This is a genomic window from Paenibacillus sp. B-A-8 (genome assembly GCF_048572915.1).
In the GTDB taxonomy this organism is placed as follows: Bacteria; Bacillota; Bacilli; order Paenibacillales; family Paenibacillaceae; genus Paenibacillus_AQ.
Genome location: NZ_CP183882.1, coordinates 3376704 through 3398790, shown reverse-complemented (window position 1 = coordinate 3398790; position 22087 = coordinate 3376704). Strand labels below are relative to the sequence as shown.

General features: G+C 41.5%; 18 protein-coding genes. 9 read left to right on the top strand and 9 right to left on the bottom strand.

All coding sequences use genetic code 11. From position 1 onward, the window contains the following. Nucleotides 1-63: 63 nt before the first annotated feature. The 4 genes from ACN6MV_RS15000 to ACN6MV_RS14985 all read right to left on the bottom strand — a co-directional run bounded on the left by ACN6MV_RS15000 (nucleotide 64) and on the right by ACN6MV_RS14985 (nucleotide 2339). The gene (locus ACN6MV_RS15000) at nucleotides 64-885 is read right to left on the bottom strand and encodes an N-acyl homoserine lactonase family protein (protein WP_419886677.1); all 822 of its coding nucleotides are present in this window, start codon (nucleotides 883-885) and stop codon (nucleotides 64-66) included. Beyond that, a complete protein-coding gene (locus ACN6MV_RS14995) occupies nucleotides 882-1307 on the bottom strand; it encodes a hypothetical protein (RefSeq protein WP_419886676.1) in 426 nt (141 codons plus the stop codon). The genes ACN6MV_RS15000 and ACN6MV_RS14995 overlap by 4 nt, the downstream gene beginning before the upstream one ends. Before the next feature lie 237 nt (nucleotides 1308-1544). Further along, on the bottom strand, nucleotides 1545-2099 hold the full coding sequence (locus ACN6MV_RS14990; protein ID WP_419886675.1) for an NAD-dependent epimerase/dehydratase family protein: 555 nt from the start codon (nucleotides 2097-2099) through the stop codon (nucleotides 1545-1547). Nucleotides 2100-2105: 6 nt separating this feature from the next. Then, nucleotides 2106-2339: an ArsR/SmtB family transcription factor gene (locus tag ACN6MV_RS14985; protein WP_419886674.1), complete on the bottom strand. Its 234-nt coding sequence runs from the start codon at nucleotides 2337-2339 to the stop codon at nucleotides 2106-2108. A gap of 396 nt (nucleotides 2340-2735) precedes the next feature. On the opposite strand from ACN6MV_RS14985, the gene ACN6MV_RS14980 reads away from it, so the two are divergent. The 8 genes from ACN6MV_RS14980 to ACN6MV_RS14945 all read left to right on the top strand — a co-directional run bounded on the left by ACN6MV_RS14980 (nucleotide 2736) and on the right by ACN6MV_RS14945 (nucleotide 13774). After that, on the top strand, nucleotides 2736-4523 hold the full coding sequence (locus ACN6MV_RS14980; RefSeq protein WP_419886673.1) for a cache domain-containing sensor histidine kinase: 1788 nt from the start codon (nucleotides 2736-2738) through the stop codon (nucleotides 4521-4523). After that, nucleotides 4516-6069 (top strand): response regulator transcription factor, encoded by a 1554-nt coding sequence (locus tag ACN6MV_RS14975; protein WP_419886672.1) that lies wholly within the window; start codon nucleotides 4516-4518, stop codon nucleotides 6067-6069. Before ACN6MV_RS14980 ends, ACN6MV_RS14975 begins: the two co-directional genes overlap by 8 nt. A 129-nt stretch (nucleotides 6070-6198) precedes the next feature. Continuing rightward, the gene (locus ACN6MV_RS14970) at nucleotides 6199-7155 is read left to right on the top strand and encodes an ABC transporter permease (RefSeq protein WP_042127715.1); all 957 of its coding nucleotides are present in this window, start codon (nucleotides 6199-6201) and stop codon (nucleotides 7153-7155) included. A 9-nt stretch (nucleotides 7156-7164) separates the two neighbouring features. Then, nucleotides 7165-8067 (top strand): carbohydrate ABC transporter permease, encoded by a 903-nt coding sequence (locus ACN6MV_RS14965; RefSeq protein ID WP_042127713.1) that lies wholly within the window; start codon nucleotides 7165-7167, stop codon nucleotides 8065-8067. Between the two features lie 76 nt (nucleotides 8068-8143). Beyond that, nucleotides 8144-9895, top strand: a complete 1752-nt coding sequence (locus ACN6MV_RS14960; protein ID WP_419886671.1) for an ABC transporter substrate-binding protein — start codon at nucleotides 8144-8146, stop codon at nucleotides 9893-9895. Nucleotides 9896-10095: 200 nt separating this feature from the next. Beyond that, nucleotides 10096-11190, top strand: coding sequence for a GerAB/ArcD/ProY family transporter (locus ACN6MV_RS14955; RefSeq protein ID WP_419886670.1), 1095 nt, complete (start codon nucleotides 10096-10098; stop codon nucleotides 11188-11190). Further along, nucleotides 11187-12635: a spore germination protein gene (locus ACN6MV_RS14950; RefSeq protein WP_419886669.1), complete on the top strand. Its 1449-nt coding sequence runs from the start codon at nucleotides 11187-11189 to the stop codon at nucleotides 12633-12635. Before ACN6MV_RS14955 ends, ACN6MV_RS14950 begins: the two co-directional genes overlap by 4 nt. Further along, entirely contained in the window at nucleotides 12635-13774 is a 1140-nt protein-coding gene (locus ACN6MV_RS14945) for a Ger(x)C family spore germination protein (RefSeq protein WP_419886668.1), read from the top strand. The genes ACN6MV_RS14950 and ACN6MV_RS14945 overlap by 1 nt, the downstream gene beginning before the upstream one ends. 44 nt (nucleotides 13775-13818) lie before the next feature. Here the strand turns inward: ACN6MV_RS14945 and ACN6MV_RS14940 are convergent, their stop codons facing one another. Continuing rightward, entirely contained in the window at nucleotides 13819-13974 is a 156-nt protein-coding gene (locus ACN6MV_RS14940) for a hypothetical protein (RefSeq protein WP_156114798.1), read from the bottom strand. Nucleotides 13975-14486: 512 nt separating this feature from the next. Here ACN6MV_RS14940 and ACN6MV_RS14935 point away from each other — a divergent pair. Next, nucleotides 14487-15740, top strand: a complete 1254-nt coding sequence (locus ACN6MV_RS14935) for an ATP-binding protein (RefSeq protein ID WP_419886667.1) — start codon at nucleotides 14487-14489, stop codon at nucleotides 15738-15740. Between the two features lie 67 nt (nucleotides 15741-15807). Here the strand turns inward: ACN6MV_RS14935 and ACN6MV_RS14930 are convergent, their stop codons facing one another. The 4 genes from ACN6MV_RS14930 to ACN6MV_RS14915 all read right to left on the bottom strand — a co-directional run bounded on the left by ACN6MV_RS14930 (nucleotide 15808) and on the right by ACN6MV_RS14915 (nucleotide 22080). Next, complete coding sequence (locus ACN6MV_RS14930) at nucleotides 15808-18879, bottom strand: glycoside hydrolase family 2 TIM barrel-domain containing protein (protein ID WP_419886666.1); 3072 nt, start codon at nucleotides 18877-18879, stop codon at nucleotides 15808-15810. A gap of 38 nt (nucleotides 18880-18917) precedes the next feature. Then, nucleotides 18918-19739: a carbohydrate ABC transporter permease gene (locus ACN6MV_RS14925; protein WP_419886665.1), complete on the bottom strand. Its 822-nt coding sequence runs from the start codon at nucleotides 19737-19739 to the stop codon at nucleotides 18918-18920. Continuing rightward, entirely contained in the window at nucleotides 19739-20551 is an 813-nt protein-coding gene (locus ACN6MV_RS14920; protein ID WP_231574270.1) for a carbohydrate ABC transporter permease, read from the bottom strand. The genes ACN6MV_RS14925 and ACN6MV_RS14920 overlap by 1 nt, the downstream gene beginning before the upstream one ends. A gap of 227 nt (nucleotides 20552-20778) precedes the next feature. Next, complete coding sequence (locus ACN6MV_RS14915; RefSeq protein ID WP_042127696.1) at nucleotides 20779-22080, bottom strand: ABC transporter substrate-binding protein; 1302 nt, start codon at nucleotides 22078-22080, stop codon at nucleotides 20779-20781. Between the last annotated feature and the right edge of the window lie 7 nt (nucleotides 22081-22087).

Sequence of the window (22087 nt, the reverse complement as noted above, 5' to 3'; positions counted from 1 at the left end):
ATTTTGAAACTAAGAAGAACAAATACCCCCTATCCTTATTGATAGGGGGTATTTGTTCTTCTATTACAGTGTAATAGTGTGCGGTTTTACATCAGTATCATGACTAGCTAAAGCGGCTATACAGTTCGGCTGACGGGTCATTTCTTTTACCCACTTAAGGGGTTGATAGGCCTGTTTTTTATTTACGCTAATGCCGGGAATGATTAACTTTTCCCATGACTTTGTCGCATATCCAGTATCCGCGACAAGGAGCACGTAGTCTTCGCAATCATTTTTTACCATTAATGAAGTAAGACCTTTACTATGACCTGGTGACCAAATTAACTGCAGACTTCCGTCATTAAATAAATCAAAAGAACGTTTCATAGGTCCGATGCCGGAATCGATAAATTCAAAAGTCTGTAAATTAATCCCTTCCCATTGCTTCGAGTTGTATCTTATTGCTCTACTCCAGCCTTTACTAGCCTCCAACTCTTCACTGCTGACCAGAATATTGTTCGCTTCCTTGACCAGTTGTAGTCCTCCGGCATGATCCCCGTCCAGGTGGCTTAAAATGATATAATCTAAATCTTTGGAAGTATACCCTAAAGATAAAAGCTGTTCGTCTACCGCTTGTCCTGCCGGTAAATCAGCTACACTAATCTCACCAAATAAGCGATTTTTCTTTTCTTTTGATACATTTCTGACAGAATTGTCCCAGCCTGTATCGAACAGAATGAGTCCTTTCGGATGCTCGATCAAATAGATTGAAACCGGCAACCAAATCTTATGTTCCTTAGAACGGAAAAGACCTGTAAAATCCAAAGGATTCAAGGAATTCGTACGAAATGGAAGTGCTTCATCAACTTTTACCCTACCGGTATGAAGTACATGAATTTTAATCAATTTAGTTTACCACATTCTTCTATAATTTTTTTGGCTAGCTGATTTACTTCTATGGGCTTAAAATTTGCTTTGCCCGGCAACTTGCTCATAGCTTTTATAATGGGGACTAATGCCGCAACTTCTGGCTTATCACCATAAATGAGACTTGGTTTGAGAATGCATATATTTTTCCGGCTTTTTTTAATCATTTCTTCAGCTTTTTGTTTTGAAGCCAAAAATAGTTTATTGGTTAATGGCATTCCTATCCGTCCAGAAATAAAACAGCCTTTAGAAATGGATAGACGATCCATCAATTCAATCATTACTTTCACTGGTTCGGCATTTATTTTCATGAATGATTCCAAGTCTTTGCCATCCGCTGTTCCGATTAAGTTAATGAGTAAGTCCATTGGAGTTGGTAATTCTGAAATATAAGAGTCCATATTAAAAATATCCACAGATAACCATTGAACCCGATGATTATTTTCCAAGTAAGGAGATAATTTTTGGGGACGCCCATGACGTGAAATACTAAAGATTTGTAAATCAGAATCTAGTCTTAACTATTGTTCTACTAAATGAGTTCCCACATACCCACTACCTCCTAATACAATAATATTTTTCATACCATTATCTCCTTTCTCAATTGCATATTTGTATAATCTGGTCGGCCAGTTGATTTATTTGATAGGTTTAAGATCCTTGTTGAACAGACCCATGGCTTTTATAAACGGAACCATAACGACTGCATCAGGACGATCCCCGTATACTAGACTCGGTTTTACTATACCGATTTTCTTGCCACTCGATTGGGCGTAATTCTCACCCATTTGCTTGGATTCAAGGAACGGTTTATTCTTAAACGGCATTCCAATTCGCCCTGAAATATAGCATCCTTTAGGGATGTTCAATTTGTTCATAAGCTCCACCATGATTTTTACAGGTTCAACATTTAGCTTTTCGAATTCTTCCTTGCTGTTTGCTGTAGCAGTACCCACCAAATCAACGATGGCATATGCTTCTTGAGGAAGCTTTGAAAGATAAGAATCCATATTAAAAATATCAATAGCCATCCACTTAACACGTTTATGGTTCACCAGGCTAGGTAAGAGCTTATCCGGCTTTCCGTTCCGAGATAGGCTAATAATCTGAACCTTAGAGTCTATTCTTAACCATTCTTCCATCAGATGTGTTCCGATATATCCACTTCCACCCATTAGAATTACATTTTTCATTATTTATCACCCTTCATCATTTATTGTATTTTCATTAGATTCTTGCGAATCCTTGATTAACTCATCAATATGGTCAAACAACATTTTGAGTCTGAAAATATCACTCTTTAGAACATCCAAATAATAATAATTTTTTGTTCCTTCTTGATCATAACCAATTAAATTGGCTTCTTTTAATATCTTTAAGTGATGAGAGACAGCCGGACGGGATAAATTAGTCCTCTGTGTCAGTTCCCCCACTCTGATTCCCTTTTCGTTTATACTTTCACCTTCAATTTAAGCAATAATGATAGATTGACGGGTTTCATCTCCAATGGCTGCTAGAGCTTTACTGCATTCGCAAAATTCCTCAGCCAGATTTCAAACGTTCTTGTCTGTCCATAGGCAGCCCCTTTGGTTTAATGGTTTAATCTTATGAACTATAGTACATGATTTTTTTTAGGATTAATTCATCGGTAAAGAAAATCGAGACCATTGAATTGTATAGTCAAAAAAACTGATCTAGTCGCTAATCTCCCCTACCAAAACTCCATAATAGAAGACAATAAATCCCTAAATGATCACATATAATGAGTGTTCATTTAACGATATACTCTAATGTAAACGCTAACATTTTGCTGGAGGTGGCCCATATTCGTGTATGCCCGCATCATCACTCTTATGAATAATCTCAGACTCAGAACGAAGTTATTTCTTTCATTTGGCTGTGTTGTTCTGATTCCAATCCTGATTGTTGGGTTGTTCCTCACGAATGAACTACGGAATATGGCAATGGCTAATGCACTCGAGCAGATTACCGCCAACGTGGACCGGGTGAAGAAACGCACTGGTGAGATGCTCAATATCCCTCTTGATATTGCCTATCGTCTATCGAATGACAGCCGATTGGAAGAGGCGGCCAATCATCATTATGAGTCTGTCTATGATGTTGTGGAAGCTTACTGGAACTATCCGGATTTCCGTGATTTTGTCCGTTTGTACAACGAAGTTTCCAGCATCCGCTTGTATATCGACAACCCGACGGTTCTTGACAATTGGGAGTTTCTTCAGACGAATGAGAAGGTTACGCAAGAGCATTGGTACCAAACTGCATTAGCCCAAAGGGGATTAGTAAGCTGGAATTATATTCAAGACGACCGCAACGGACAATATTATCTAAGTCTAATCCGAAAGGTCAATTTTTTTAAGGCGAGAACCACCGGTGTACTAGTCGTGAATGTGAATTCGAATAAACTCAATGCTATCCTCAATCAGGAATCCTTTGAAACGCTTATTATGGATGAGAACGATAATATCGTCGCTTCAAATCGCGTAGATACACAAGATAAATCACTGACGAATATTGACCTGACCACCCTATCCGCTACCGGGCAAGGTCCACACGATGTAACGATTGATGGCAAGCCCTTCAAAATGGTGATCGATCACTGGCAACCTGGAGGGAGCTTGAACAGTCTGCGTATCATTTCCATTTTTTCAGTAGCAAGTATCGTTGATGAGCCCAACCGAATTATCTTTCTAGCTTCTATTGTCATTCTTTCGGCATTAATGATGGCTATTCTCTTAATTTACTATGTCTCGCGGCTGCTCACCGGAAGGATACTGCATCTTAGCAAACATATTTCGAAGGTCGCTTCGGGTAATTTAGGGGCTACGCTAGTTATAGACGGGAAGGATGAAATCGGTCAGCTGGCCAGACAATTCAATCATATGGTTCGGAATATTAACGCTCTAATGAGCGAGGTTCAAGAATCCAATCGGCAGAAAAATGCGACTCAGCTAAAGCAGAATGAAATCAAATTTAAGATGATGGCCAGCCAGATCAATCCACACTTCCTCTTCAATGCCCTAGAATCAATCCGTATGAAAGCCCTTGTCAGGGGACAAGCGGATATTTCTCATATTGTTCGACTACTGGGAAAAATGATGCGTAAAAACCTCGAAGTCGGCAATGGAATGATCAGTCTGCAAAGCGAGTTAGAAACCGTAAACTGTTACCTAGTCATTCAAAAATTCCGCTATGATGACAGACTCACTTATGAGCTCCATGTGGACCCCAAAGCGAACCCTTTACAAATTCCACCTTTGATTATTCAGCCTCTGGTAGAGAATTGTGTCATCCACGGATTGGAGAATCGAATTGAAGGCGGCATGGTCTGGGTGGAAATCCGCTTAGAAGACAGTTATCTTAAGGTCCAGGTATCTGACAACGGAACGGGTATTTCAAAAGCACGAATACAAGAAATTAGGAAGATGTTAGATAACAATGATGACTATGAAACTAATAATATTGGGATGCGCAATATTCATTTGCGGCTGCAGCTGACCTATGGTCCGCAATTTGGGCTGACCTTAACAAGTCAAATCGGATTCGGGACGCAAATCAGCTTTGCGATTCCATTAAGGAGTGATTCTTATGTATAGTGTGTTGATTGTGGATGATGAGCAGGCAATCCGTGATGGACTAGTAGCTCTGCTGGACTGGGAGAGTCTTGGATTTCAAGTCATTGATTCCGCGGCTAATGCCATTGAAGCTAAGCATAAATATGAACTTTACTCCCCAGACCTGATGATCATCGATATCCGCATGCCCGGTAGAGATGGTTTGGAGCTTGTTGAAGAACTGAGAGCGCTCGATCCAGAAATGCATATTATTATCCTCAGCGGTTATGCGGATTTTCACTACGCTAAGCGTGCGTTATCCTTGGGCGTTGATACCTATTTGCTCAAACCGGTAGACGAAGATGAATTGCAGCTATACTTGGAGAAGCTGTTCATTGAGTTGAATGCGCGTAATTATAATCGCAAGAACCATGCTGCAGTCAAGGCATGGAACCGGGAAATGCTTGTTCAATCCTTGTTAATGGATCGAAGCGCACAGACCCCGCCAAACATGGAGCTAACCGTTGTTGAAACAGGGCTTCTTTGGGATTCTTATCAAGTGGTTCTAATTAGGCTCCTGCTTCAAGACAATGCGGACCACGGACCTTCAACAGTCGTAAAAGCAAGACTTGCGAAAAGCTTTGAAGAACATGACTGGGGCATAGTATTCTTGCTTGATTCTTATTTAGGAGTGCTACTGCAACCCTCATTTCAGAAAGAGCTTGTACATAAATTAATGGTCCAACATATACGGCAAGTGGTAAACGAGCATGAACTGGAATGTATCATTACCGCAGGCGATATGGTGAACACTCTGGAGGATATCCCTGTCTCCTACCAAACGGCGCTGGCAAGGATGAAGGAGCACTTTTTCTACGACGAGCTGGGGATGATTGGACCGGATTCCATGAAAATAAAAAACGGGCTGACAGTGAGTCCAGAAGAAATAGAGAACAAGCTGGAATCCGTAGTGGAACGAATGTTTTTTTCTATGGATACCGGCACTAACGCGTTACTCTTCACTCTGATTCTAGAAGCAGGAGAACTAATGATCAGTGCCGATTATTCCGAGATGGCCGTGAAATCGCGTTATGTGCGTATTGTCACTTATCTGCTTAACAAACTCTCTCTCCAATATAAGGAACTAAGCCCGCTGCACAGCAACATGGATGAACTGATTGAACAAATCTATAAACAAACCTCTCTACCCCAGTTGCAGAGCTATATCTCCACTCTCCTGGAGTATTATGCAAAAGGTATAACTCGGGACGATATGGAGGTCTTCCTAAAGCGGATGTTGGACCTCATACATCGACATTATAATAAGAATCTTAAGCTCGACACGCTAGCAGATGTATTTAGTTACAGTAGCGCTTATCTGGGTAAACTCTTTAAAAATAGCACGGGCTATTCTTTTAACAGCTATCTAGATAAAGTCCGTATGGAGAAAGCCAAGGAACTGCTAACTAAAGGTTATAAAATCCAACAAGTAGCAAACGAAGTAGGCTTCAGCGATGTGGATTATTTTCGTGAAAAATTCAAGAAGTTTGAAGGTGTCTCACCCTCCGATTATCGCAGAAATAATTGATATCAGTTTTCTCTTTCAGAAAGCGCTTACGAAAATGACGGATTTCTCCCTGTTTTTTATATAAAATTTTCGGGTGTTTCCTTTACTTTCTGTAGATTATGATAGTGGCATATCTAAGGAGGGACATAAATGAAAGCGATTACCTCGAAAATACAACCGGAGTCAAAAAAGCCAGCTTCTCGCTTTTGGCCAACTTTTTTACAGCAGAAATACCTCTATATGATGGCCATCCCATTTGTACTCTGGGCATTTGTATTTAATTATTTACCTTTATGGGGATGGACAATGGCTTTTCAGAAATACAAGCCCGGTAAATCCTTTTTCGAGCAGAAATGGGTCGGTTTGCAGTACTTCAGGGAGCTATTCCAGGATGATCAATTCTTTAATGCACTTCGTAATACGCTCGCTATGAGCATTATGGGCCTGTTGGCGGGATTTATCATTCCCATTATATTTGCCATTCTTCTGAACGAGCTACGGCTGCAATTGCTGAAACGATTTGTGCAGACAGTCTCCTATCTCCCCCACTTCGTATCTTGGGTGGTTGCTGCAGGAATTATTACCAAGATGCTCTCTACCGATAATGGTGCGGTAAACGATCTCCTACTAAGTCTTCATTTAATCAGTGAACCCATACAATTCATGGCTAAAGGTCATTTTTTCTGGGGAATTGTCACGGCTTCGGATGTTTGGAAGGAAACAGGCTGGAACACAATCATTTATCTGGCAGCCATCTCAGGCATAGGTCCAGAGCTTTATGAAGCAGCGAGGGTAGATGGTGCAAGTCGCTTGCAGCAAGTTCGTAACATTACACTTCCAGGGATTCAGACAACGATCATTATTCTGCTCATCATTTCCATCGGGCATTTAATTAGTATCGGATTCGAGAAGCAATTCCTGCTCGGCAACAATCTAGTGCGCGATTACTCTCAGACGCTGGATCTGTACGCACTGAACTACGGTCTCGGTATGGGTCGGTTCTCCTTCGGTACAGCCATTAATATTTTCAATTCTGTGGTGAGTGTGATTCTGCTGTTTGCCGCCAACGGGATATTCAAAAAAATAACTAAGGAAAGCATCATATAGGAGGCCCTTATGCTAAGTAAAAAACTGGCCGCCGTATCTTGGTCGGACCGCATCTTTGATTTAGTTGTCTATGTAGCGATTACCGTGGTGACCATAGTTACGCTATATCCTTTTCTAAACGTATTGGCGATTTCTTTTAACGACTCTACAGACAGTATTAAGGGCGGAATTACGATCTATCCACGTGTGTTCACTTTTAAGAACTATGAGACGATCTTTGCCTATTCTGGGCTGATGACTGGACTCAAAATCTCGATCTTGCGAACGGTGATTGGCACGATTCTTGGGTTGGTTAGTGCCTCTATGTTGGCTTTCACGCTGAGTCGGGTGGACTTCCAAGCCCGAAAGTTCGTCTCTACATTTCTAGCGCTTACGATGTATGTCTCAGGTGGTCTCATCCCTGGCTACATCCTAATCAAAGATCTTCATATGATAGGAACCTTTGGCGTGTATGTCCTCCCAGGTCTCGTCAGCGCATTTAATGTATTTATCATCCGTTCTTTTATCGACGGCTTACCCTATGCGCTGCAGGAATCTGCTAAGCTGGACGGGGCTAATGACTTCACGATTTATTGGCGGGTTATTCTTCCGCTGACCAAACCTGCGCTGGCAACCATCGCTCTCTTCATCGCCGTTGGCCAATGGAATTCATGGATTGATACGTATCTTTACAATGGTTCCAAGGATGCGTTGACTACCCTGCAGTTCGAGTTAATGAAAGTCATACAGAGTACGACAACTAATGCGGACAATTTCCGAGGAAGAAATATGACCGAGGTTATGGCACAAATTTCTCCGGAATCAGTCAAAATGGCAATCACAATCGTAGTCACAGTGCCAATCCTAATTGTCTATCCATTTTTGCAGCGCTACTTTGTCAAAGGTATGACTTTGGGCTCAGTAAAAAGCTAGTACGCTTATGGTATCAACAGGCTCCGCCTGTATACACATTACATTTTTAACCAGAAAAAAGGGAGGGTTTCTATTCATGACAAGAAAGAAAGCAAAATCGCATGTGATATTGATGGTCTTGACTTTACTGATTAGTGTGCTGGCGGGTTGTAGTGGATCAAACAACAAAACAGCAGATAACAACGAAGGAACAAAATCAACAAATGAAGTTAGTGCTACTGCAGAGGCTACCGCAGAAGCAACTGCACAAGCTGAAGATTTGAGTCCGCTCACACTCTCCTTCTTCGCAGAAGATCCAAATCCGAACTGGAACAACATGAAAGACGATATCAGTAAAGTGATTACAGAGAAAACAGGCGTCACACTCGATGCAGAATTTGCGGTAGGTGATCCACAACAAAAAATCGCCTTAATCGCTGCTGGTGGTGATTATCCGGATATTATCTCTGCCAAAGCTGATATTGGGAAACTTGTAGATGCTGGAGCAGTCATCGATTTAACCGAGTTAATCGACAAGTATGCCCCTAATATTAAACGTGTGCTGGGCGACAACCTTGCTCGGGCAAAATACACGAATGAAGACCAATCAATCTATGCTATTCCAACCTGGGCGGCGGTTGATGAGAAGAAATTCGTAGCCGGCGGTGGTTTTGAACTCCAGCATCGCGTCTTGAAAGAAGCTGGATATCCTGAAATCAGAACGGTCACCGATTATGAGAATGTAATAAAAGCCTATCTGGAGAAACACCCAACTGATGAGAATGGTAATAAGAACATTGGAGTATCCCTTAATGCGGATGATTGGCATATGTACATTTCCGTGACTAACCCTGCTGTTGCTACGACAGGTGGTTCAGATGACGGAGAATATTATATTGATCAAGAGACCCATGAGGCGATCTACCACTTCCGTCGTCCGGAGGAGAAAGAGTATTTCCGCTGGCTGAATCATATGAATGACATCGGATTGCTCGACAAAGAGAGCTTCGTGCAAAAGTATGACCAATACAAAGCTAAAGTAGCCACCGGGCGAGTTCTCGGACTGATTGACCAAGATTGGGATTATAATGATGCTCAGCAAGCACTGAAAACGGCAGGTAAATTCGATCAGACCTATGGCCACTATCCAGTAACGCTGACAAAAGATTTTAAAGAAACCAGCTTCTGGCCTACTGGATTTATGGGCGGTTATGGGATTTCGATCTCCAGCACAAACCCGGACCCAATTCGTACTATTAAATTCCTAGACTTTCTCGCTTCTGACGAAGGACAGATCTTAAATAACTGGGGAATTGAAGGTAAGCATTATGTACTGGAGAACGGCAAACGGGTTGTTCCAGCAGAGGTGCAAGAGCGTATTAACAATGAAAATACAGCCTTCACTAAGGAATCTGGAATTGGCTTCTACTGGAATATGATGGTTCATTATGGAGATGGCGCTAAAGATGCAAGCGGAAATTATTACACTAAAAACTTCCCTGAACAGCTAGTACTTGGCTATAGCGATGCTGAAAAAGAGACATTAGCTGCTTACAAGGCAACAACATGGAAGGATTTATTCCCGAAAGAAGAAGAATTTACTGAAAAAGCCTATGGTGCAGCATGGAATATCGCGCTACCAGGCGAGGATGAGGTCTCCATTCTTGGTAACAAAATGAAAGATATTACATGGAAACGTATTCCGGAAGCTATTTTAGCGAAACCGGCAGATTTCGATAAAATCTGGGACGACTACATGGCAGCCTTAGAGAAAGCCGGAGTAGAAAAAATGGAAAAAGGCTACACCAAATACGTGCAGGATCGTGTTGCTTTATGGAGTTCTAAATAAAAAACATTCTGAGCTGTGCGAATATCCGCACAGCTCAGAATGTTTTTTACGATAACACAAAAAGTCAGATATACAACTAATACCCCCTACTCCAAATCGTACACTATACCTGAAAGATCCCGAAGGTTACCTATGGAAGTATAGATCATCTCCAAGAATGGCATTATAAGGTAGATGAATGAGCTGGTTTATTTAGGAGGATGAGAACAATAAAAACAAATATTTCGTTTATTCAATCCATCATGATTATTATGCTGAGTACAGGCCTTCTAAATCATGTCATTATCATTCCCATCTTATTGGACGCGGCAAAACGTGACGCATGGATTTCAGTTCTGCTTGCGGCTGTATGTGCGTTAGTTTGGATTTTTATCCTCCACATTTCTAGCTCCAAAATCAAAAAGCAGCATCTTTTCGCGTGGCTTTCCAAAGCTTACCATCCCATTGTGGGTCGAACGCTTGCAGTAGTCGCTTGTATATATTTGTTTATAATATGTATGCTTACAACCAGAGATACTATCTACTGGGTGCATCTCACTTTCTCTCCAGAGACACCCATCCTGATACTCGCTTTCATATTGCTATTGATTTCTGTAATCAATGCATATTTAGGTATTCATTCCCTCGCGAATACCGCTGCTGTATTGCTGCCTTTTGTGATTATATTGGGCTTTTTTATAATGTTCTCTAACATACCGCATAAAGATTATTCCTTATTAAAACCGATACTTGAAAATGGCATGCGGCCAGTTTGGAATGGAACTATGTATGTAGGAGCAGGCTTTGTTGAAGTTATTATGCTTTTCTTTCTGCAACACCACATTAAATCACGAATATCATATCTATCCTATATGGTCATGCTTCTCCTTCTCTTAGGACTGACCATGGGACCGGTTATTGGTGCAATCGTTGAATTTGGTCCGGATGAAGCTGATAAACTCAGATTTCCAGCTTATGAAGAATGGAGATTACTAACGATTGGACGATACATTGAGCATCTAGACTTTTTTAGCGTTTATCAGTGGTTCAGTGGAGCTTTTCTGAGGATTTCCCTATCTATGTTTCTTATCCTTGATATATTCCAAATTCAAAGCAGAAAAGTAAAAATGTTGGTACTTGGCAGCATTTTCGCATCAATTCTAGTGTTCACAGCCATTCCTTTCAGTGACCAGTTATTTCTGAACATATTGTCTAACTATGTACTTCCCTTCTCTTTATGGGGGGTGCTTGCTTTTTCTGTAATTATTGCAGCCTTGATCAGCTTGGCTCAGCGAAAGGGGAAAGTAACATCGTGAAAGAGATTAAGCAACAGGAATCCAATACATTCGAGGATATGATCACACGGATTTTTGATTCAAGCTCAGACATTAAAAAATTGACGATCTCTTTATCGGACCCGGATTATGCTGTTCAACTCGTTTATTGCCAGGGATTATGCGACGAAATCAAAGTGGAACAATCCCTCATACCCGAATTAAAAAAGATCCCGGAATCTATCCTTACATCGCATGAACTTGATCTTGAGCAAAAGGTTCCGTTTCACATGTCACCCCTTCCATCCAATGAGATTGAAAAATCAATGATAAACACTGTGCTGAGCGGTGATCTGTTCCTTCTATTTACGCCATCGAATCGATCCTATGTTGTGAAATTGGCTGATCCTCCTAAACGGCAACCGGAAGAACCAAATACAGAAGTGTCCACAAGAGGTCCTAAGGATGGTTTTACGGAAGAATCATTTACCAATATTGCCCTTATTCGAAAAAGACTCAAGACTGAATTGTTGGCGGTAGAAAAATTCACGATTGGAACTCAAACATCCACTGAAGTTCATCTTCTATATCTCAAAGAGACGATTGAACCTCATGTTCTACAAGAGATTAAGACAAGACTGAACAGCATTCAAATCAAGGGACTTGTGGGCAGCACTCAGCTTGAAGAATGTCTGACTGGATTTTCGTTATTTCCATTATTCTCATATACGGGCAGACCTGATTATGCAGTAAATTCATTGCTTCATGGAAAATTTGTCCTGATGACCAATGGTTCCCCCACAGTAATTATGGCGCCAGTGAGTTTTAGCTTTTTGTTGAATACGTCGGAAGATGCTCATATGGTAAACATTTTTGTTGCTTTCACAAGATTGTTACGAGTACTCGGAGTGATGCTTTCTCTATTTTTACCGGGATTCTGGATCGCACTCAGTACGTTTCATCAAGATCAAATCCCCTTTACACTGCTTGCAACGTTAGTGAATTCAAGACAGGGGGTCCCTCTTCCGGTTCCCCTTGAAGCGATTGTGATGCTCATTTTATTCGAGATTTTTCGCGAAGCTGGGATGAGATTACCTACCGCTTACGGTCAGACCTTGTCGGTTGTAGGAGGTTTGATCATCGGTCAGGCTGCCATTAGTGCGGGTATTGCAGGTGCAGGTACGATTGTCGTTATAGCAATTTCTGTGCTGGCTACCTTTACTTTAGTGAATCAGACACTAGTTGGCATCGTTAGCTTGTTAAGAATTGTCGTACTCTTAATTAGTGGTTTTCTCGGGTTATTTGGTACGATGATATGTCTTCTGGCACTGATTCTCTTTATGGTCAATCTACGTTCTTTCGGCACCTACTATCTCTCCCCTCTATCCCCGCCACACTGGAAGGAATTTTATAAGGTTATTTTCCGAATGCCTTGGGGTAAGGTAAAGTTCACGAACACTGCGACAAAAAAAGGACGAGATCGATAATGAAATTAATCCGATGCATTCTTGTCATCCCCCTGCTCTCCACACTTCTAACGGGTTGTTGGGGATCAAAGGAAATTGAGCATATGATCTATGTAAACACAGTTGGCGTCGATTATGTAGATAACAAAGTCGTTATTTACATTCAAATGGTTAACTTTAGTGGCATTGCGAAAAAAGAGGCGGGGCAGACGCAAGAACAGAAAACCTTCACTGGAAAAGCAGAGGGTGATTCGTTTGATAACGCGATATTTAATTTGTATGCTTCTAGTCCGCAAAGAATCGTCTGGAGCAATGTAAAAACAATCGTATTTAGTGAAGCGGCGTTAAAGAAAGAAAGTGTTGTCAATCAAGTATTGGACGTGTGGGATCGATATTATGAGTTTCGATATACCGTATGGACGATGGCAACCAAAGAACCTTTGGAAAAAGTATTAAATACCGCGTCGATCAGCGATTTATCGGTAATTTACTCACAGCTTAACAGTCCTATGCGAACCTTTGAACAAAGCTCGATAATCGCACCATTATATCTGTACAGGTTCATTTGGAAATGGAGAGAAGAAGCTGATACGGTTCACTTACCATTTCTTGAAATTGTGCCAGATTGGACCAGTAACAAAGTGCCTTCACCTAACATAAGCATGACGGGGATGTGTTTTTTACAAAATGAGCAGTATCGTGGCTGTCTAAAGAGTAAGGATATTTTGGGCATTCGATGGTTTGAAAAAAAGACGCAAAGAACGCCACTAGTTATCAAAGATGAAAAAAAAGTACTTGCTGTGATCGTAATGAGCAAAATCAAATTCTCTATTCAACCTAAGATGAAGAATGGCAAACCTGTCTTTGATATAAAAGTGTCTATGCAGGGTACGCTTCCAGAGTTAAACACCAGCCTTACTAGGAGTGCGCTTGAACTTAAAGCTATAAAAGAAATTGATAACCAGATCAGGGAAACTTACTTAAAAGGATTAGAAATTAATGCCGATGTATATGGACTCTCAGGCATTTTCTATCGCGAACTTCCGAAGGAATGGAAGAAATTAAATGATAAAGGAATTATACCGCTCGACTCAAACAGTATCGACAAGATCAGTATCAGTGTGAATCTTAATAGTGGAGGTATATCTAAGATTCAGTAAACTTGATGACGGATCAAGTTCAGGCTGATGAACAACTTTGATGATTAAAGATGGTTCATCAGCCTCTTACTTATATGTCCTACGGTATTTGTATCTTTCTTCTCTATCGCAATGATAAGTGCTTTTACACTTGGTGCGGTATTATTCGTGATTCGTTCAAATGGATCATTTGTAAATAATGCACGCAAAGCCTTTTTCAAGCGTCCCTCTTACGGCATACTGCTTCACCAATCCGATAATCATTACAATCATCGAAGCCAATAATAGAAAATGATATATCCACCAACTAAGTCTCCATATCTCTCCCATAACCAAACACTTGCTAACAACATACTTAACTGCGCTGATATACCAGGTAGATTAGTTGCAGGAAGTAAAAAGTGTGGTGTCGATATCCCAGGTAAAGTGAACATCAGAGCAAGAGAAGTAAATGAGAGCGATAAGAATCTTAATATTTTTTATGGTATAGCAATTGAAATTAAGGGTCCAAAAAAAATTGTTTTTGTCATGATAATGTCTCCCATGTTAAATCAGCATCCAATAACCACCAATAAATATACAACATAATGGGTTGGTTACTAGGTTCGACTGGCAGAAAATCTATCTTAACGTATTCGTATCCTTAATGAACCAGCTTTCCAGAAGGAGGAATTCATAGTTATAACGAATAACAGTATATTAAATTCTTTTTAGACTGGGTTGGAGGGCTAATATGCTGGATGTAAAAGATATTTTGCTGCAATTATTGTTTGCCCTAACCCCTTTTGTCCTGTATACCATTTACTATCGTGATAAAGCCGAAAACTACTCAAAACAATTTATCACGATCACTTGTATGATCTGTCTTTTTATGTCGATGACTTTTCCAGCTACTGTACAAGTTGGCATCATATTCGACATTCGATACGTGATCATGTTTTTCGGAATGGTGTATGGAGGCATAACTACTGGAGTTTTTCTTCTCATAGAATTTTTAATATACCGCCTGATTATTGGTGGACAGGGATTATTTTCAGCGATTATTATTCTCTCTATTACTTTCACCTTATCTGCCTTGTTATCCAGTCTTTACCGTCGTCGTTCTGAATACCGAAAACTTATTACATTTATTGCAGGGATAAGCTTTTCCATCATTCCAATCGGCACTATGTTTGCAACAGAATACCAATATACGATACAGCATTTAAAGTTTAACATCCTCGTTATGCCAGTACAAAATTTCCTCGGAATTTGGATATTGATTTCCCTTTTTAATAAAGCAGTTTCTGACAAGGAATTGTATCTGAGGTATCTTCAGAGTGAAAAATCGGAAACAATTGCGCATGTCGCAGCTTCTCTTGCCCATGAAGTCCGTAATCCGCTTACAGCCGTTATGGGATTCTTGAAATTACTGAAGGATGATTCTATTACTAAAGAAAAAAGTCAAAAATATATTGATATTTGCCTCGAAGAGATTAAACGTACAGAAGTTATTCTTTCGGAATATCTATCGATAGCTAAACCAAATCATTCCATGGTAGAGCAAATTGAACTTGTGCAGCAGATATACTCGATCGTAGATATCATAACGCCTTACGCCAACATGAATAACGTATCTTTGGAAGTGCAACATTTGGAAGATAAACTATTTGTAACTGCAAATCCTACTGAAATCAAACAACTATTCATTAATTTTATTAAAAATGCGATTGAAGCTTGCTCTGTTCAGGCAACAGGTAATGTAAACATCCGTATCGAGCGGCAATCCAAATATGCAAAAATAACAATAATTGATAACGGGGTTGGAATGAGCAGCGAGCAAATAGAGCGACTAGGAAGCATTTATTTTTCAACTAAAAGCAAAGGAACGGGATTGGGCCTTACGCTTTCATACCAATTAATCCGTTCGATGAACGGTGATGTCACTGTACAAAGTAAATCAGGAGAAGGAACTGAATTCATACTCTCATTTCCATTATCCGACTGAATGCAAAAAACGCTCGCCTCAACCTTATCGTTGAAACGAGCATTTGGATTACCTATTTCATCTCAAATTATGCTCTGCGAATTATAAATTCAAAATCCATATCATCCGAAGGATCTATTTGATATTCATCAAGAACTGGAGCTCCCCAGCTGTCATCCCCGCCTACGCCCATTTGACGTCCGGCAATCGTAACAACGGTATAATGAACATTCGGCAGCTCATAATGATGCGTTGCATTCTCCAGCTCCATTGCCGAATAAGGCGATATATTGGCTTCAACAGGGGCTGTGACTGGTGCCGATATTATAATCCCTTGGCCATGATCGTTAGTTATGGATACTTCGCGCACACCTGTGCGGTTGCCCGATTCCTGCGGTACCAAATAGGAGGACACATTGTCCACCGCATGATTCTGGAAACGACACAGTCTCGCCCCAAACGAGCGGTCGATATAATTTTCTTCCGGCCCATTCGCATACCAATTCAGCTGGTGATAATCCGCCGGAACCTTAAAGGTTAAAGCAAAGATCGGAAGCTTTGGTAAACCCGCTGCTCCATGGTAGCTTGATTTCACCTTTATACTTCCATCGGAGAACACTGTGTAAGTTACACTTACCCGCACTCCCTCTGATACACTAAGCTTATACACATAAGTTACTGTCGCACGGTCCTTCTCCTCCAAAAGCTCGAAGCTAAACGTTCTACGGGTCAAGCTTGCTGCATACCAAGGGGAAGAGTCGAAATGGATTCCTGCCCCCTTGTCATTGTCTGTCATCGCTCTCCAGAAAAGCGGTGCCGGCGGCGAAGAGATCATTTCCCGGCCTGAATATTTGACGGAGATTAATGTACCCGCCTGCTTTGAGAACATCACAGAGAAGTCACGGCCATGCACCCCAATATTGACATCCCCTTCAACCACGCGAAAATCATTCACGACAGGTGTGATCTTAGCATATGATGGGGACTCTTCTGCTGACGTATTCCCCACTTGAAAAACATGCTGGCCAAAAGCGATTTCATAACCGCTATTTGCCCATAATGAATCTTCCTTCAGGACAAGAGAAACATCCAAGCTATACTCACCAGGCTGGTTCTTAATATCCGGTAGATCAACTTCTACATATCTTTCCTCACACGGATTAACCTGGGCAAGTGCAGTTCCACGATAGATTACCCTACCCTCATAGTTCAGAGCGTATTTCAACTCATATGCATCCAAGCCCACAAATAAGTTCTCATTACTAATGGTAACACCATGACTGTCCGGGTGCAGTTTGACGTTCTGATACAGAAATTTTACTTCCTGCATTTTCGGAGACCATCTCCGGTCCGCATACACAATTCCGTTACCGGAGAAGTTGTAGTCCGTTGAACGATCATCGAAGTCTCCTCCATAAGCCATGAAGGGCTTACCGTATCGATCATTTTTCACAATTACTTGATCCATGTAGTCCCAGATGAATCCGCCTTGATACATTGGATACTTCTGCTCTAGCTCGGTGTATTTGTGTAGTCCCCCGACGGAATTTCCCATCGCATGCATGTATTCACAGCTAATATATGGCTTTAACGGATCTTCTTTTAAATACTTTTCGATATCTGCTGCTTTCGCATACATACGGCTCTCCATATCGCTCGAATCATCATAGTCCCGGTTATGGAATACCCCTTCATAATGAACCAAACGAGTAGGGTCCTTCTCTCGAAAATAATTCGCTACGTTCAGGATTACTTCTCCTGCAAAAGATTCGTTGCCACAGGACCAAATTAGAATAGATGGATGGTTCTTATCTCTCTCCACCATGGAAATCGCGCGATCCATCACAATATCCTGCCATTCAGGCTTATTGCCAGGGATGTTCCAAGATGGTTCAACAGCCCCCATTTTCTGCCATGATCCATGCGACTCTAAATTCATCTCGTCAATGACATAGACACCGTATTCATCACACAGCTCATACCAGAATGTCATGTTCGGATAGTGAGATGTCCGCACAGCGTTGATGTTCGCCTGCTTTAATGTTTTTATGTCCCATAGCATATCTTCTTTTGTAATGCTGCGTCCGAAACGTGGATTAAACTCGTGACGGTTGACGCCTTTAAATACAATACGTTTGCCGTTTAAGTGCATAATTTTATCTATCATCTCAAATTTTCGAAAGCCAATTTTTTGCGGCACGACTTCCACAAGATCCCCGGATGCGTTGTAAACAGATACATAGAGAGTATACAAATTAGGTTCTTCTGCGCTCCACAGCTGAACCTTTGTTGCTGCAAGCGTAAGCGAAAGGGTATCTCCTGAAACTTCACTCACATCGCTAGCCACAAGATTACCTGCTCTATCCTTAAGCTCAAGGAGTACTTTTGAAGCAGACTTACCTATCAACTGCATGACAGCGGTTAGTGTTCCCTGTTCAAACTTATTATCCAGATCGGTCTGAACGTGTAGATCCCGTACATGAACATCAGGCACGGTGTATAGATACACCTCACGAAAGATTCCCGAAAAGCGCCAGAAGTCCTGATCCTCAAGCCAACTCCCAGTGCTGCGCTGATAGACCTCAACCGCCAGCTTATTCTCACCTTCCGTCAAGTACGGTGTCAGATCAAATTCACTCGGTGTAAAGCTATCTTCGCTATAGCCAACAAATTCCCCATTTAGCCATACATAGAAAGCCGTTTCCACTCCTTGAAAAGATATATACACCGGACGTTGCTCCCAACCGGTAGGAACTACAAAATACTTCACATAACTACCTACGGGATTGTGGTCCTCAGAGATCTTCGGAGGTCTAAGATGCTCATGACCGTCCCATGGATACATCGTATTCACATACTGAGGCTGCCCATACCCCTGAAGTTGGATATGACCGGGAACTTCAATATCCTTCCAGCCTCTGCAGGATACGCTCTCCTTATAAAAATCCACCTGTCGTTCCATGGGATTATGGGCGTAACTAAATTTCCAACTTCCGTTCAGACTATAACGAAAGGGCATTTCGCCAAGCGCTTCGGCTTCAAGTTTCGTTTCGTAATATCGATGATCGGAGTGAGCATATATTCTGCCAACGGCATAAATGGAAGGGTCTGATAACCATTCCAGACTTGGAGCGACGCCCCGTTCAACCTGCTGCTTCATTTCATTGTCCTCCTTCTGCTTTTAAAAATATCGCTAAGTTATTTAACTGAACCCGTCATCCCAGCCACAAATTGCTTTTGCATCATGAAGAATACAAGAGCAGTCGGCAGTGTCGTAATGACAATCGCAGACATGATCAGACCATAGTCAGGGGCATAACCCGATCCAAGATTCGAGATAAGAAGAGGCACAGTCATATTTTTTGGTGATTGTAATACGATCAAAGGCCATAGATAATTGTTCCAGCTGTTTAGAAATGTGATAATCGCAGCGGCGGCGTAAGTTGATTTCATCGTTGGCATATAAATCCGGAAGAACAAACCAAATTCCGAAAGACCATCGATGCGCCCAGCCTCCATCATATCCTTAGGAAACATTTTTGTATTTTGACGAAAGAAAAAAATTAGGAATGCTGTTGTAAATGTCGGAAGAATGACTGCACCTGCTGTATCGATACCAAGAAATGGCACTACACTTGATACTTTTGCGAACATTTGAAATAGAGGTACCATGATCGCCGCAAATGGAATCATCATTGAAGCAAGTAAAATATTGAATACGATATCTTTACTCCGGCTGCGGTACATTTCAAAACCATATCCAGCCGCCGATGCTACTAGCAGTGAAAGCACAGTAGTCACTACAGAGATTTTTGCGGAGTTCCAAAGAGCCTGCCACATATCCACTGAACTAAATAGATTGTTTATATTTTCAACTAGATGTGCACCTGGCAACATTGTCCCTTTTGTTACATCAACCGACTGGTTCGTGGCGCTTATTACCATCCAGATAAATGGAAAGATAGAGATCAGCGCAGCGATGATTAGAAACAAGTAAGTAAACCTGCGTTTGGTTTTCATTATCTCTTATCCCCTCCTACTTTGTTCTGAATAAGCGTCAGAATGAGCACCATTACAACAATCGAATAGGAGACGGTTGCAGCATATCCAAAGTTAGGTGTGTATTCAAAGGACAGGTTATAAATATATTGGGAAATCGACATGGTTGCATTGCCCGGTCCACCCTTCGTGATGTTAACCACCTCATCAAACAACTGAAGTGTTCCAATGGTCGATGTTATCGTCGTAAACAAGATGATCGGCTTCAATAGTGGGACTGTAATTTTGAAAAATTGTGTAAATGCATTTGCACCATCGATATGAGCAGCCTCATAAATTGATTTATCGACATTTTGCAATGATGACAAATAGAAAATCATATTATAGCCAGTAAAGCGCCAAGTAATGGCAATGATGATCGTAACTTTGGCCCAGAAGGGGTCAGTAATCCATTGAATCGGCTCGCTGATTAGATGCAGATTCACTAGAAATTTATTGATGATGCCTTCGGCTCCAAACATGTATTTGAAAACAACGGAGTACGCTACAAGTGAGGTTACCGTGGGCAGAAATATGGCCGTTCTGAAAAACCCTTTAAATTTCAGTCTTTCGTCATTGAGGAGTACGGCGATAAAGAGCGCCAGCACCAGCATGACTGGGACTTGAATAATCAAGTAAATGAAAGTGTTCTTGACGGCTGTAAGAAAAGTGGTGTCGCTAAACAGTCGAATATAGTTATCAAATCCGGTAAAATGAAGGTTGTTTCCTCTGCCTGTTTTGAAAGATAAAATTAAAGCTTGAATCATTGGGTAAAAATAGAAAATACTGATCATTATGACCGGCACAAGAACGAATAACCAGCCTGTTAGATGGATTCGCCGTTGACCCTTAGAGCTCTTATGTCTTTGAGAGCTTAGCCCTGGCTTTACAGTTTCCACTCTACTCCACACCCTTCTGTCTGATTTATTAGAGATGAAAGCCCCTGCTGCCCATCCTTCTGTAGAAATCCAATTTACAGGAGAAGAAGAAGCAAGGGCTTAGATTGTACAGCTTAGTGTGATTAGCGAATTTGGGTATCTGCTTGCTTCTGAGCGTCTTTCAGAACTGTATCGATATCTTTTCCACCAAGATAAGATTGTACGGCTACAACCATAATGTCCTCTATTGCGTAAGTGTTCATGCCATAGTTGACGTTTGGAATTTGCTCGGTCCATGCTGCGAAATCAGATACGACTTTTTGACCTTTGAAGAATTCATCCGCAGCTGAATAAGCTTCTCCGCTTGCCGCAGCTTTTAAAGTACCGATGACACCAACTTTTGTATTCAATGTTTGATACAATTCAGCATCAGAGGCAAAAGTCTTAGAGAGGAACTCTGCAGCTGCCTCTTTACCATCTACATTCATTACATACCAGGAGCTGCCCCCAAGGTTGGATGCGTGAACGGAGCCTGTAGTAGCTGCCAGCTTAGGAAGCGGAGCGACTGCCCACTTACCGGATTGGGAAGCTTCAGCTTTAATTGAAGGTGTAATCCAGTTACCTGTCGGAACAGTAGCCACTTCACCACTATTGAATGCGCCTACAAATTGGCTCCAGTCGGAGTTTACTTTTACGATGCCGGAATCCATCATTTCTTTGTACAATTCAAGTGCTTCTTTCAAAGCAGCATTATCTGCTATAGTCGGAGTTTGACCATCTTCACCTGTGTACCATGCGCCCGCTGATTGGATCATGACTCGGATAAGCCCAAGATCATTTGGATCAAGCGTAATCATGCTTTTGCCGGTTTTTTCTTTTACAGCTTTACCGATCTCGATATATTGCTTCCAGTCGATATCCTGTAATGAATCCAGGCTGTAGCCTGCTTGCTCAAGATAGTCTGTCCGTACGTACATTCCAGTTACACCAGAGTCAAATGGAACACCGTATTGCTTACCGTCAACACTGGTCGGGCCAATCTTGTAATCCGCAAAGTCGGCAGCCTTTACAACATCCGTTAATTCAAAAAAGGAATCCGGATACGCTTGCAAGAAGCTCTGCGCACGGTAATCTTCGATCAGAACAATGTTAGGCAGCCCCTTCGTCGAACCAGAGTTTAGCCCAGTGTTCAGCTTCTGAACGATATCAGCCTGTGCGTTCTCTACGACGTTTATTGTTACGTCTGGATTGACTTTCGCATAAGCCTCTTTGGCAACATTCATAGCGGCAATGTTAAACGCTGGGTCCCAAGCCCAAACTGTGATCTCTTTTGGCTTGCTATTACCTTCACTACCGGAGTTGCTCGTATCGTTTTTTGTTCCACCTGAGGAACATGCAGACAGTAGTACCACACTAGCCAGCATTACGGATAATAATTTTTTCACTTCTTAA

What these genes read in the sequence shown, in the direction of transcription:
- ACN6MV_RS14995 (WP_419886676.1), bottom strand. Translation starts at nt 1,307, where the DNA reads ATGGACTCTTATATTTCAGAATTACCAACTCCAATGGACTTACTCATT.
- ACN6MV_RS14990 (WP_419886675.1), bottom strand. Translation starts at nt 2,099, where the DNA reads ATGAAAAATGTAATTCTAATGGGTGGAAGTGGATATATCGGAACACAT.
- ACN6MV_RS14975 (WP_419886672.1), top strand. Translation starts at nt 4,516, where the DNA reads ATGTATAGTGTGTTGATTGTGGATGATGAGCAGGCAATCCGTGATGGA.
- ACN6MV_RS14970 (WP_042127715.1), top strand. Translation starts at nt 6,199, where the DNA reads ATGAAAGCGATTACCTCGAAAATACAACCGGAGTCAAAAAAGCCAGCT.
- ACN6MV_RS14965 (WP_042127713.1), top strand. Translation starts at nt 7,165, where the DNA reads ATGCTAAGTAAAAAACTGGCCGCCGTATCTTGGTCGGACCGCATCTTT.
- ACN6MV_RS14960 (WP_419886671.1), top strand. Translation starts at nt 8,144, where the DNA reads ATGACAAGAAAGAAAGCAAAATCGCATGTGATATTGATGGTCTTGACT.
- ACN6MV_RS14955 (WP_419886670.1), top strand. Translation starts at nt 10,096, where the DNA reads ATGAGAACAATAAAAACAAATATTTCGTTTATTCAATCCATCATGATT.
- ACN6MV_RS14945 (WP_419886668.1), top strand. Translation starts at nt 12,635, where the DNA reads ATGAAATTAATCCGATGCATTCTTGTCATCCCCCTGCTCTCCACACTT.
- ACN6MV_RS14935 (WP_419886667.1), top strand. Translation starts at nt 14,487, where the DNA reads ATGCTGGATGTAAAAGATATTTTGCTGCAATTATTGTTTGCCCTAACC.
- ACN6MV_RS14930 (WP_419886666.1), bottom strand. Translation starts at nt 18,879, where the DNA reads ATGAAGCAGCAGGTTGAACGGGGCGTCGCTCCAAGTCTGGAATGGTTA.
- ACN6MV_RS14925 (WP_419886665.1), bottom strand. Translation starts at nt 19,739, where the DNA reads ATGAAAACCAAACGCAGGTTTACTTACTTGTTTCTAATCATCGCTGCG.
- ACN6MV_RS14920 (WP_231574270.1), bottom strand. Translation starts at nt 20,551, where the DNA reads ATGATCAGTATTTTCTATTTTTACCCAATGATTCAAGCTTTAATTTTA.